Source organism: uncultured Draconibacterium sp. (genome assembly GCF_913063105.1).
In the GTDB taxonomy this organism is placed as follows: Bacteria; Bacteroidota; Bacteroidia; order Bacteroidales; family Prolixibacteraceae; genus Draconibacterium.
This window is the reverse complement of the sequence record NZ_CAJXYQ010000010.1, coordinates 22,379-35,554: the sequence shown is the minus strand read 5'-3', so window position 1 is coordinate 35,554 and position 13,176 is coordinate 22,379. Positions and strand designations below refer to the sequence as shown.

General features: G+C 39.9%; 9 protein-coding genes. 1 reads left to right on the top strand and 8 read right to left on the bottom strand.

Features of this window, described 5'->3' with window-relative positions; translation table 11 throughout:
* Positions 1–160 precede the first annotated feature (160 nt).
* Positions 161–1,939 carry a histidine kinase N-terminal 7TM domain-containing protein gene (locus tag QZ574_RS11285; protein ID WP_297089593.1) on the top strand — a complete coding sequence of 593 codons (1,779 nt, stop codon included), beginning with the start codon at positions 161–163 and terminating at the stop codon, positions 1,937–1,939.
* Here the strand turns inward: QZ574_RS11285 and QZ574_RS11280 are convergent, their stop codons facing one another.
* The 8 genes from QZ574_RS11280 to QZ574_RS11245 all read right to left on the bottom strand — a co-directional run bounded on the left by QZ574_RS11280 (position 1,940) and on the right by QZ574_RS11245 (position 13,109).
* On the bottom strand, positions 1,940–3,118 hold the full coding sequence (locus tag QZ574_RS11280) for a serine hydrolase (protein ID WP_297089592.1): 1,179 nt from the start codon (positions 3,116–3,118) through the stop codon (positions 1,940–1,942).
* 161 nt (positions 3,119–3,279) lie between these two features.
* The gene (locus tag QZ574_RS11275; protein WP_297089591.1) at positions 3,280–4,596 is read right to left on the bottom strand and encodes a Gfo/Idh/MocA family oxidoreductase; all 1,317 of its coding nucleotides are present in this window, start codon (positions 4,594–4,596) and stop codon (positions 3,280–3,282) included.
* Between the two features lie 26 nt (positions 4,597–4,622).
* Positions 4,623–5,543, bottom strand: coding sequence for a DUF6807 family protein (locus QZ574_RS11270; protein WP_297089590.1), 921 nt, complete (start codon positions 5,541–5,543; stop codon positions 4,623–4,625).
* Positions 5,543–6,475 carry an FAD:protein FMN transferase gene (locus QZ574_RS11265; protein ID WP_297089589.1) on the bottom strand — a complete coding sequence of 311 codons (933 nt, stop codon included), beginning with the start codon at positions 6,473–6,475 and terminating at the stop codon, positions 5,543–5,545. Before QZ574_RS11265 ends, QZ574_RS11270 begins: the two co-directional genes overlap by 1 nt.
* Before the next feature lie 91 nt (positions 6,476–6,566).
* Positions 6,567–8,012: a Gfo/Idh/MocA family oxidoreductase gene (locus QZ574_RS11260; protein ID WP_297089588.1), complete on the bottom strand. Its 1,446-nt coding sequence runs from the start codon at positions 8,010–8,012 to the stop codon at positions 6,567–6,569.
* A 94-nt stretch (positions 8,013–8,106) separates the two neighbouring features.
* Positions 8,107–9,450, bottom strand: coding sequence for a Gfo/Idh/MocA family oxidoreductase (locus QZ574_RS11255; RefSeq protein ID WP_297089587.1), 1,344 nt, complete (start codon positions 9,448–9,450; stop codon positions 8,107–8,109).
* Between the two features lie 9 nt (positions 9,451–9,459).
* Positions 9,460–10,806, bottom strand: a complete 1,347-nt coding sequence (locus QZ574_RS11250) for a DUF1080 domain-containing protein (RefSeq protein ID WP_297089586.1) — start codon at positions 10,804–10,806, stop codon at positions 9,460–9,462.
* A 197-nt stretch (positions 10,807–11,003) separates the two neighbouring features.
* The gene (locus QZ574_RS11245) at positions 11,004–13,109 is read right to left on the bottom strand and encodes a S9 family peptidase (RefSeq protein WP_297089585.1); all 2,106 of its coding nucleotides are present in this window, start codon (positions 13,107–13,109) and stop codon (positions 11,004–11,006) included.
* Positions 13,110–13,176 lie beyond the last annotated feature (67 nt).

The window sequence follows — 13,176 nt, the reverse complement described above, 5'->3', positions numbered from 1 at the left end:
TTGAAACTGTAAAGAGAACAAAATGCAGGTGATAAAACAATGACTAAATGCACTTTGCCTGTTTGAATTTATGGTAATTATATTTTATATTAGTTTAGCTTACAAGTATAGAATTATTTTTATTACTTACATTTGTTTTAATGCATATAAGACGCTGCCTATGTTTGATTTTTTACCATTAAACAGCATCATTCAATTAATTACAGCAATTGCTGCTATTGGCACCATTGGGTTGTTGTGGAAATTCAGACAAACTTTTGAGGTACGGTTCCTAATTTTTCTGGAGTTATTCGTTGCCATTTGGGCAATTAGTTATGCCCTGGAGTTTTCGACATCCGAATTACAAGAGAAATTATTTTTCTCGCAACTTTCCTATCTCGGAATTGCTTTTATTCCGGTATGCTTTTTCTTTTTTACTACCTCCTTTAGCCAGAAATTTCATTTGGTAAGTAAACGCAACATTATTCTTACCCTAATCGTTCCTATCGTTACATTGATTCTGGTATTCTCCAATCCCTTGCATCATTTAATATGGCAAGACTACCGGATTGACAGTTCAACCAACATTCTTCATTACGAACATGGTTTCTGGTTTTGGATTTTTTACGTTTATACCTTTGTTTTAATCGTATACGGAATTTTTAACCTTATTAGCTCCATCTCGCATTTCACCAGCTTTTATCGCAAGCAAATACGCATTTTACTTATTGCTGCATTTATTCCGGTAATAGCCAACCTGATGTATGTTTTTAAACTCAACCCTTTCCCGGGGTTCGACTGGACACCCGTGTCGTTTGTACTTACCGGGTTGGTAATTGCCCTGGGAATATTCAGGTATAAAATTTTCGAACTTATTCCGCTAGCACAAGAAAAATTATTGGATACCATGAACGATGGTGTAATGGTGGTTAATGCCAATGGCATTATTGAAGCAGCTAACCCCGCATTACTCAAAATTTTTCACCTTAATAAAAAGGAAACCATTCATACGCCATTTCAACTTATTTTTCAAAACTATCCGGAAATTCTTAAAATGCCCGATTCTGGCAACGATAAGCATATTGATTTAAAACTAAATGAAGCTAATGAAACCCGGTTTTACCAAATAAAACTCTCCACAATAGTTAACCAGTTGGGACAGCTAAATGGGCATCTTTTTATTTTTAATGATATAACATCGATACGAGCTGCAGAACAAAAGCTAAAACAAAAAAATAAGTTGCTAAAAGCTGAAATTCGAAAAAACGAAAAACTAATTGATGATTTAGATGCGTACGCTCACACTCTTGCCCACGACCTAAAAAACTCACTTGGATTAATTTATACATCAAGCGATATTATTTTGGAAGCCATTGAAGATGAAGACATGAGCCTTGTTGAAGAATACTCGAAGGTGGTGCAGGAATCGGCATTAAAAACAATAAAGGTTACCAACGAACTGCTAAAAATGGCTACGGCAGGGCATGAAGATGTTGAAACCGCTTCAGTAGATATGGAACGAGTGTATAACGCTGCCATAAAACAACTTGCACCAACAATAGAAGAATACCACGCCGAATTAACGATTAAAAACGATTGGATTAATGCTGAAGCTTATGCTCCCTGGCTTGAAGAAGTATGGGTAAATCTGTTGTCGAATGCGATGAAATATGGAGGTGATCCGCCTAAAATTGTAGTTGGTTGCGAAGATGATGGAAATGGGATGGTAAAATTTTGGATTAAGGACAATGGCGATGGTATACCAGGCACGCAACACCATAAGATTTTCAGGAAACACACGCGCTTGCAACCGGATAAAGCTACAGGCTATGGTTTAGGCCTTTCCATTGTAAAACGTATTACTGAAAAATTAGGTGGTGAAGTTGGAGTTGAAAGTTCAGGACAAAAAGGCGCTGGTGCTGTGTTTTATTTTAAACTTCCACTAGCCACACAAGAATAGTTATAGAAGCCGCTCGAGAATCTCCCACATTTCATCATGAAAGACTATCGGGAGTACTGCTTCTCCGGGAGCTTCACCCATTCGTACAATTACCAATCCTTTGCTTGGAATAATTTCGATAAACTGACCGTTTTTACCCATTGCGGCAATAAGGTCGGTTGGTGCATCCGGGCACAAACTTCTTGATACTGAAGCTGAGAAACCGGGTAGAATTACTTTATTTTTTCCGTTTAACCACCACAAGTAACCATACGATGGGTTTAATTCTTGTGATGATTGAGTCATTTGGGCAAAGTAATTTTCGTCTTTTAAAATTTTGGAATCATACCATGTACCCTTATTTTGAATAAGCAAACCAAACCGTGCCGCTTCGCGTGCTGTACTCCAGAATACGTTATTATATCCACTTTTTATCCAGGTGCCGTTCATTCCAATCTTTCGCCCCAGGTATTCAGCAGTAAATTGGTTATAAGTTGTTGCTGTAGCATTAACTACAACCTCTTCAAGCAAAGAGTATGGAGCATTATGGTAAAACCATTGATTACCGGCATCAGTAGCATATTTTAAACAGTCTGGGATTGTGCAATCCAAATCAGCCAACTGGTAATCCAAACCAGTTGTCATGCTCAATTGGTGATGTACTTTTATCAGGTCTTCTTTATCGGCAGGTAAAGCAGTCCACCCAGGCCCAAGGTATTCGTTTGTTTTTGCATTAATATCAAGAAATCCCTCCTGCCTGGCTATGCCAACCAAGGTTGCCGTTAACGATTTACCTGCCGAGGCCCAATACCATTTTGATTTTTGGTTAAAATCAGCGTTGTTAAGAATTGTTTGGCCCCAGTAGTTTTCAACTACAATGCGTCCGTTTTTTAAAATTAAAAATGCCCGGGTATTATTCGTTTCCAGAAAATCTTCGAGTTCGGTTAATACCTCCATATTCCAGTGCAATTCTGCAGGTGAAATTGTCTCCCATAAAGCAGTATTCGTTGGAGGAAAATACATGTCATTTATCGCTTCATCCTCGTTATGGTTTTCATTGCTACAGCCAATGGCAAAGCACAAAATAACCAAAAGAAACACCGAACGAAAAAGCGAGGGAAGGATTTCAATAATCGATATATTATTAAGCAGGCTTGCTTTTCCATTGCGAAGCAATTTCCACTTTTGAGCTTTTTTCAAAACCAAAGTTTGTTTAAATTATTTTGTTAAAGGTAAAAATAAAACCTGTTCTTACCGACATCGTTATAAAACCAACAAAAACGCAATTAACCATGGCAGGTTAGAAAAAAAGCGGGAAGCTACAACTAACTTCCCGCTTTTCGTCTTCATCCTATTAAAATCTATACTTTTGGCAGTTGCCAATTCGGGTTATAATTCAATCTTATTAAATCATTCGCAACTTGCTCGTTAAAACTTTGGGTGGCATTATTCCAGTTAATTCGTTGCCCAACCCTATAAGCCATATTTCCCATTTCAGAAACAATAGCTGTTTGGGCACCAACCTCAACCGGAGCATTCAGGCTTCCTCCTTTTCTTATGCAGCTTAACATATTATCTATATGTTCATTTAAGCCGTCGCCATAGGCTTTCTGTACTTTAGCTTCAAAGAAAGGACCTTTTAATTCACTGCTATTATCGGGTAAAATTTCGTAACCACTACGCGACAATACCAAAGTGCCTTTTTGGCCTACAAATGCAACCCCATGGCCACGCTGATAGGGTCCAATTCCAGGGTTCAGGCCACATTCCCATATCATAACATGTTTAGGATATTTATAGATTGCCTGTTGTATATCGGGAGTTTCAATGGCACCTTCTTCATGGTAAAAGATTCCGCCACCCGGAGTAATAGATTCGGGCATTCCGGCATCCATAGCAAACATGGCAAAATCGAGCAGGTGTACTCCCCAGTCGGTCATTGCACCTCCTGCATAATCGTACCACCAACGGTGGTTATAATGAAAGCGGTTCCAGTTAAATGCACGTTTTGGCGCAGGCCCCAGCCACATATCATAGTCCACATAATCAGGAGCTTTATCCTCGTCGGGCATTACCGGGTAAGGCTTATCGTAACCTTTATAAATCCATGCTTTTACCAGGTGTACATCTCCAAGTATTCCTGATTTTACTATCTCTGATGCTTCAAACCAATGTTTTGAACTACGCTGCCACATTCCTACCTGGCAATACAATTCAGGGTGTTTTGCCTGCATGGCCACCATGGCATTACACTCTTCAATACTATGTCCCATCGGTTTTTCCACATAAACATGTTTTCCTGCTTCAAGTGCGCTCATCATAATAATGGCATGCCAATGATCGGGTGTTCCAATAATTACAGCATTAACATCTTTATTGTCAAGAACATGCCTGAAATCGTTGTAAGTTAGCGGTCGCTTACCGGTCATCTTTTCAACTTCGGCAGCTTTATTTTCCAAAACGTTGTTATCTACATCGCAAAGAGCTACGCAGGCTACATTGTTTTCTTTGCGCAAAAAGCTTTGCAGGTTGCTAAAGCCCATCGACCGGCAACCAATTAAAGCAACATTTACCTGTTCGGCAGGCGAGGAACAGGCATTTAAAAGGCCTGGTACAACACTAACTGCTGCTGCAGCAATTGTCGATTTTTTTATAAATTCTCTTCTATCAGTACTCATAAATATATGCTAAAGAATGATAAGAACTATGGTTCTATTATTTTGATTATTTTTTTGGTTTTCATTTTTCCGGCATGCACTATAAGTGAGTAGTTCAGCACCAAAGGTTCTGTTGTTGAGAGTGAAACAGGATTAGCCCCTGGCCAGGCAACATTCTGCATGCTATTTTTGGCTCTTAAAATCCATTGCTGTGGAAAATCCGGATTAGTTGCTTCATCTACAATTATTATTCCTGCAGTTGAATTATTCTGCCCCATTGAACCTTTTACCTGTACAAAACCAGGTGATGAAACAGCTGTATTTTGAGGTTCAATTGTGCCTTTTTTTCCAATAAAACCAACATCGTCAGGAAGCGCCAGTCGCACCGAAAATCCCCCATAACCTTTTTCATCTTCAGATCCTCCCAGGCGAAGATTTTCTTCCAAAGCTAATAATTGTATTTCAAAATCAATTTTACGGTATTGACCAACCCGTTTGTGCACGTGTATGCCAACTTTCTCCTTCAAATAAGGTGCTTTTCTTCCATTTATCTTCCATTTATCTGAAAGCCACAATACTTCGCTTCTTATCCAAACCGTTTGGTCGGCTTCTTTTATAAATTCAACTTCGCTAATGTCCTGCTCAAAATCAGACAATTCCCACGGGTCGCCAATTCTTTTATCGTCGATCCACACCTGGTGCCACGACCAGAATACTCCGCGATGGTGAAGATGATCGGCAGGAAAATCTTCTGTTAAAACCTGCCCATCGATGCCCCACAATGGATGCACGTAGTTACAGCGCTCGAATTTACCATTTTTGCTTTTGGGTTGAACCTGATAAAACAGCACATCCGAATTACCATCTACAATGCGTATTCCATCAGTTTCTTTCTTCATTGTAAGCTGACCGCTGGAGACACCAACTGCAACTACAATAAACAGCACCAGCATAAGAAAGTATTTCATTAGTTTTCCTCCCCTTCAATTATTGAAAGCCGTGTTTTCACGTCATCATCAAGGTATTCTACTTCCAAAATTTCGACATTATTTAATTGTTGGGCGATAATATTTTTATCATTTTCGGGTAAAATCAACCAGGTGTTTGCTATAAAAGCACCCATAGTTGCAGCGTCTGCTTTTACGGTAACTGTTTTTTTCCCTTCAACCGGCCTGCCACTTTCCGGGCTAATAATTTTTCGTTCTTTCATTCCTTCGCCGTCGTCACGAACAAATACCGTTCCAGCAGTGAAAATACATTGGTTTGTAGTTTCAAAAACATGTAAAAACTCATTGGGACTTTTCTGATTTCTAACTCCTAATGGCCATTTTTCGCCTACCGGATGTTTTCCGATGGCCAACACTGCGTCTTCTTCAAAACTTACGATTGCATCTTTTACTCCGATTTCAAAAAGCAATGGTTTTATTATATCAAGAGCAAAACCTTTCTCAAAAGCACCAAAATCAAGTTCAAGACCTGCCTCGCGAAAACAAATCTTTTTATTATCGAAATCAAATTCAATCTTATCAAATCCACATTTCTCGCGTACGGTCTTCAATTCGTTGTCTTCCACCTGTTCGTTCTCCGACCATAATTTTTGTAGGGGATTTACGCTTACATCAAAAGCCCCCTGGCTCATATTATAAAAATCGCCGGCAATGGCAAGAACTTCCCAAACATCTTCTGAAACATCAATCCAAACATCTTTTTCTGTTTGATTAATTTGGTGAATATCAGAAACTAAACTATACCGACTGATAGAACTTTCAAGCTGCTCCATCTCGGTTTTAATCTGCTGGAATATTTTTTTTGCTTCGGTGGCTTCCACATTCGGAAGTACCACATCGCAATGGCTGCCAAAAGCCAGAAAAGTATCGCTAAAAACTGTAGGTTCTGCCATATTTGTATTGGTTGTTATTTTTCAACCGGTAAAAATAAAAAACTCTCTGATATTAGCCATCAGAGAGCTTTTAAACCATAGCTTAATATTTTTACAATTTATAAAACTCTTCCCAACCTTTGCGCGGAGGTGCACCAATAAGCAGGTCGTTTGCAAGCTTGTTATTCGTAATCGTTTTTGTTTTTCTATCGAATTTGATATTGGCATTCAAGCGTTGGGCAATGGTACCCAAACAAAACACCTGGCTTAACGGTCCGGAAATCTCAAATGGCGAACGGGTTTTCTCTTCCCCTTTTGCCGCCTTCACAAAATTTTCGAAATGATTCGACGGGCTTTTAGGAACCTCCGGCAGTTTCGATGCCATATCTTTAGCAGCCTCTTCAGGAATAATACTTAAGGTACTGCCATGCGAACCTCCTTTAAATGTAAGGTCTTTTCCATAAATTTCTTTGCCGGGTGGCAGTTTTGCCGGCTGCAATGCTCCGGTGCTTGGTGGCGGAATATTCGGATCTATCTCCAGGTTTCCGTAGCCTTCAGGTACGGCCGGAATATTGTCCAAACCATCGAACCAGTTAATCGTACATGCGGGCATTTTTTTACGTTTCGGGAATTTAAACTCCAGCGTTGATGATTGAGGAAAAAACAGATTGTTGTGTCCTTTCAGCATTACTGCATTTACTTCTTCCGGTAATCCTAATTCCAAAAATTCATGAGCAGTATCAATAATATGTGCTCCCCAATCGCCCAATGCACCCATTCCGTGCTCGTACCAGCAACGCCATTGTCCGTTAATAAAATCCTCGTGGTAACCGTGGTATTTTGCTGTCATCAGCCACGTGTCCCAATCCAGCGTTTCCGGAATATGTGGATTTACCGGAAATTCTTTCATGTTAATGTCCCATCCGTGCCAACGACGTTTGTTGTTCATGTGGGCTGTAATGCGGGTTACATCTTTAATAATTCCGGCTTCAACCCAGGTTTTAAACTGAAAATAATTGGCTTCAGAGTGACCCTGGTTACCCATTTGTGTGGCCACCTTATATTTTTTGGCGGCCTGTATTAATAATTCCGATTCATGAAAAGTACGCGTGAGCGGTTTTTCAACATACACATGTTTGCCTTGCGACATGGCCAGAATGGTAATCGGGAAATGCGAAAAGTCTGGGGTTCCTACGCAAACAGCATCAAATTCTTTAGCTGATTTCTCCATCATTTCTCTGAAATCCTGGTATTGCGAAGCTTTCGGATAGGCTTTCATATTTTCAACGGTATGTTTTGCTCCCATATCCACATCGCAAAGTACCGTGGTATTCACTAAACCGGTTTCGTTAAAAGCTTTCAAAATCTGACCGCCACGATTTCCGATACCGCAAAAAGCCATATTTACCTTATCGCTTGGTGCAACAACCCGCGCCCGGATTACTTCACCAGCGGCATTTCGTATTTCATCTCTGGCAAACAAAACGCTTGAAGGCACAATAGTTAATGCCCCAACAGTAGCTGCCGATTTTTTAATAAACTTTCTTCTTGATGTCATTTTATCAGTTTTAAATAGTAAAGGTTGTGCTATTTAAGGAAAGGAATTTTGGTAAAAATTCCTTTCTTTTTAATCAATTCTATTCTTTTTCTGCTTAGATTTTTGGTTCCCAGTTCGGATCATATTCTCGCCCCCACAACTTCATGGCAGCGCGGTCAAACATCATCCCTGTTTTTCCACAAATATCAAAACCATGACCAATACGGTAGGCAACATTCGCATAATGCACCATTGTCATACTTATAGCCCCTTCCGCAATGTGGGCATTCAGGTTTTCTTTTCCGCGAATACCGTTAAACCAGTTCTGCACGTGTTTGGTTGAGGTATCACCACCTCCACCAAGTGCAGTACCCGCTTCTTGAGTTGCCGATTTGCTGTCTTTTACAATTTTACCGTTTCTATCGTAAAGGATGTATTTACCCCGATCAACAAAAACAGTTCCTTCGCTGCCGTAAATAATTGTGCCGCGACCACCCATACCGTAAGTATTGTGTCCCGAACGGCTACGGCCATCCCATTTTATTACTTTGTTTTCATCAAATTTAAATGTGGCATCCATGGTGTCATACATTTCCCAGCCATCGTTAAAAAAATGGCGTTTATCAGCTTCAACATGTACATTGTTCGGAAAACCTACCTGCAGAGCCCAACGCGCAACGTCCAATTCGTGTGTTGCATTATTTCCGGTTTCACCGGTTCCGTAATTCCAGCCGTACCAGTGCCAGTTGTAATTCCAGGTTTCTTCGGTATACTCGCGATGTACGGCAGGTCCTTGCCAAATCTCCCAATCAAGACCAGTTGGCACCGGAGCTTGTTTTTGCACCGGCACTTCGCCTCGTTTATTAATGTAAAAAGCAACCGCGCGATAAGGTACGCCGATAATTCCATCATGAATATCTTTAATAATTTCGATGGTATGTGCTGAAGAGCGCTGCTGGTTTCCCATTTGAACCACTTTATTATATTTTTCAGCAGCTTTCACAATCATTTCATTCTCGTACATGTTATGGCTGCATGGTTTCTCAACATAAACATGCTTGCCTGCCTGCATCGCCATAACTGCTCCCGGAGTATGCCAGTGGTCGGGTGTTGCATTAATTATACAATCAAGGTCTTTGTCATCCAGTGCTTTTCTGAAATCATTTTCAAGTTTTGGCTTATAGTCGATTCGTTTTGCAATACTGGCTGCTGCTTTTTCGCGCTGGTGTTGCATAACATCGCACAAATATTTCAATTCTACATTGCTTTCTTTTTGGGCAATTGGATCGTAGAACGCGCCAAGACGACGCCCCAGGCCCATAATGGCTACGTTTAGTTTATCGTTTGCGCCAATAATTTTGCTGTAACTTTTTGCCGACATCCCCATTGTTGTTCCGGCTACTGCTACTCCAGCTGTTCCAGCTGATACCTTTTTTAAAAATTCTCTTCTGTTAGTCATGAGTTATCGTTAAAGTTCGCGTATTTTTAAGCTTCTGAAATGCACTGTATCATTATGGTCCTGAAGCAGGATAGGTCCTTTTTCGGCCATTCCGAAACCTTCGAATTTTGCATATTTACTGCGGGCAACCAAAGCTTTAAAAATAGCATCACCCTTTGTATATTCCACTACTTTTCTACCGTTTAGCCAGTGCTGCACCTTACCACAAGGATAAACAACAATACGTCCCCTATTCCATTCGTCTGCACCTTTTGAAAAACGTTTTTCCTTTGTAGAGGGTATCAGGTCGTACAATGATGACATGGTTCGGTTCCCTACAGCTCCTTTTTTTGCATCAGCATGTTTTTCATCATCTAAAATCTGGTACTCCAAACCTAAACCAGGGCCATTATTGCCTATGCCATATTTTATTCCGCTGTTTGCGCCTTCGGTATACATAAATTCAAATTTCATCTCAAAGGGGCCAAATTCTTTTTTGGTAATAATATCGCCTCCCTTTTTGCTCGAATCGGCCTTGCTTGAAAGTACACTTAAAATACCATCTTTTACCTGCCATCCTTGTTCCGGAAATTTTCCTGTTTTTGCACTCCTCCAGCAATCAGTTGATTCACCATCAAATAACAATTTAAATCCTTGCTTTTTCTCTACAATACTTAAATCGTTAGCCACCAGGTTCTCAACATGTATATTGGCATAAAAAGCAGGCTCCAGGTTTTCTGTTTTTATACGCACATTGCGCCATTTAATCTGTTGGCCTTCTTTCTCTTTGTTGTTTCCGATACCGTGAACCTGAAGGGCAATAAAACCTTCAGAAGTCATATCGTCGATTACATGTGCCACCGGAATATCATTTAACCAGGTGCGAATTGAATTACCAATACATTCAATGCGGTATTTATTCCATTCTCCCATCTTCAATGCTTTTCGGGCATCAGGATTTAAATCGAGCGGATAAAGCCATCCACGTCGGGCTTCATCGTATATTCCCGCGCTCCACGCCCTTTCTGAGGGATCAACTTCGCACTGATAACCATGTACACGCCCGTTATTGTATCCAGGCAAGCTTAAACTTCTGAATTGTATACCTGAATTCATATTGGGCTCTACGAGCAATTCTACTTCAAAAACAAAATCGCTGTAATTTTTCTCTGTACATAAAAAGGAATTGGGTGTTCCGGCTACCGTGGTACCAACGATTACACCATCAACAACATCGTATGTTGCTTCACCATTGCGCTGTACCCAACCATCCAGGTTTTCACCATTAAATAAATTTACCCAGTCGTTTTGGGCATTTGTAGTTGTTCCTATTAGAAGGAAACTAATAAGAAATAAAATCGAAATTAAGTTTCTCACTGTTATTGGATTTAAGTTTATATTGGTTTATTCTTGGTTATCGTGTGCGAACACGACACCAGCAAATTTAATTATTTTTTAGAGTTATCAAGGATGTTTTTAGCCAGAAATTGTTTATCAGATTAAAATAATTGATTGAAATAAAAAGAAGCCCCGGCAAAAAATTACCGGGGCTTGCAACTATTGTTTTAGTATTTCTATTCCATTCCAATCAAATCGAAAATAAAGGCGTATTGTAAAGCCGTTTCTTTAATCCATTCGTAGCGACCTGATGCACCTCCATGTCCGTAATCCATATTTATATGGAAAATCAGTGGATTATCATCAGTTTTTAATTCGCGGAGTTTGGCCACCCATTTGGCAGGTTCCCAATATTGCACCTGCGAATCGTGCAAGCCGGTAGTTACCAGCAAGGCCGGATAATCCTTTGCTTCAACCTGGTCGTAAGGCGAATACGCCAGCATGTAGTGGTAGTACTTTTCTACTTTTGGATTTCCCCACTCATCAAACTCGCTGGTGGTTAATGGAATACTTTCGTCGAGCATGGTTGTTACCACATCAACAAAAGGTACTGCTGCAATTACACCTTTATACAATTCGGGGCGAAGATTAATGCAGGTTCCCATCAACAGACCTCCGGCACTTCCTCCTAATGCAAAAAGTTTTTCAGGATTGGTATACCCATCATCAATTAAAAATTGCGCGCAATCATTAAAGTCGGTAAAAGTGTTCATTTTATTCAACAGTTTACCATCTTCGTACCAGGCACGTCCATTTATCTGACTGCCCCTAATGTGAGCAATGGCGTATACAAACCCCCGATCGAGGAGCGGAAGAATTGATAGCCGAAAACGTGGATCCATGGTTGCACCGTATGATCCATATCCGTAAAGCATTGTTGGATTTTCACCATTTTTTTCCATTCCCTTTTTGTACACAATCGACATTGGGATCTGGGTTCCATCGCCGGCCGTAGCATAAATACGTTTGGTTTCGTAGTTATTTTTATCAAAACCACCTAAAACCTCGTCTTGTTTTAACAAGGTGCGCTCCTTGGTTTTCAGGTTGAAATCAAAGATTGATGTCGGGGTGGTCATCGAGGAGTAGCTAAACCTAAAGACTTCGCTATCAAACTCAAGATTAATATCCGAATTTGCTGTATAAACTTCTTCGTCAAAATCAATGTAATACTCTTCCCCTTTCCATGGCATAACACGAAGCTGCGTAATTCCTTCTTTACGTTCCGAAACGATAAGGTAGTCTTTAAAAACATCAAAACCGGTAAAAAAAACATCTTCGCGGTGTGCAATAACTTCGGTCCAGTTTTCCTTTTCCGTTTTTAACACCGGTGTTTTCATCAATCGGAAATTTTGCGCATCTAAATTGGTCCGTATATAAAAATGATCTTCAAAATGGTTGACCGAATATTCTAGTCCCCGTGTTCTGGGCTGTATAATTTTAAATACTTCTTCAGGGTTATTAGCATCAATAAACCGGAATTCGGTGGTAAGCGTACTAAAACTGTAAATCATGATAAATGCTTCTGATTTTGTTTTAAATACGCCGGTGGAAAAAGTTTCATCCTCTTCGTAAAAGATCTCAACATCATCTTCAACCGGTGTTCCCAGTGTATGCTTCATAATTTTTTCAGAACGAAGCGTAACATCATCTTTCAATACATAATAAACCGTTTTATTATCGTTTGCCCAAACAGCATTTCCGGTAGTTAAAGGAATAGCATCTTCCAACAACTCACCGGTTTCGAGGTTTTTAAATTGAATGGTGTATTTTCTTCTACTAACCGTATCTGTTCCGTATGCCAGAATCTTGTTGTCGGGGCTGACCGACATTCCACCAATGGCAAAATACTCGTGTCCTTCTGCTAAAATATTTTCATCCAGAATTATTTCTTCATCCGCATCCAGCGATCCTTTTTTTCGGCAGTTTACGTCGTATTCTTTCTCCGGAAGTTGTTTGTAATAATAGAAATAGCCATTCTTTTTGTATGGTACCGACTCATTTTTTTCTTTAATCTTTGATTTGATTTCATCATACAAGTTTTCCTGCAGTTCTTCGGTGTGTCTCATCACCGCATCTTTATAGGCATTTTCTGCTTCCAGGTGGGCAATCACTTCCGGATTTTCACGCTCATTCATCCAATAATAATTGTCGACTCGTGTATGCCCATGTGTTGTTAACTCTTTTGGTATTTTCTTTGCTACTGGTGGCATAATTTTTTCGTTTGTAGAACAAGCTGCCAAAACAAATAAAATTATGGCAGGCATCAAAACTAAATTTTTCATAGTGCAGTTGTTTATTGTTATGTGTTCCTAATTTAGCGAATTGTTACATAAATTGCGATATTTGCGC

What these genes read in the sequence shown, in the direction of transcription:
- QZ574_RS11285 (WP_297089593.1), top strand. Translation starts at nt 161, where the DNA reads ATGTTTGATTTTTTACCATTAAACAGCATCATTCAATTAATTACAGCA.
- QZ574_RS11275 (WP_297089591.1), bottom strand. Translation starts at nt 4,596, where the DNA reads ATGAGTACTGATAGAAGAGAATTTATAAAAAAATCGACAATTGCTGCA.
- QZ574_RS11270 (WP_297089590.1), bottom strand. Translation starts at nt 5,543, where the DNA reads ATGAAATACTTTCTTATGCTGGTGCTGTTTATTGTAGTTGCAGTTGGT.
- QZ574_RS11265 (WP_297089589.1), bottom strand. Translation starts at nt 6,475, where the DNA reads ATGGCAGAACCTACAGTTTTTAGCGATACTTTTCTGGCTTTTGGCAGC.
- QZ574_RS11260 (WP_297089588.1), bottom strand. Translation starts at nt 8,012, where the DNA reads ATGACATCAAGAAGAAAGTTTATTAAAAAATCGGCAGCTACTGTTGGG.
- QZ574_RS11255 (WP_297089587.1), bottom strand. Translation starts at nt 9,450, where the DNA reads ATGACTAACAGAAGAGAATTTTTAAAAAAGGTATCAGCTGGAACAGCT.
- QZ574_RS11245 (WP_297089585.1), bottom strand. Translation starts at nt 13,109, where the DNA reads ATGAAAAATTTAGTTTTGATGCCTGCCATAATTTTATTTGTTTTGGCA.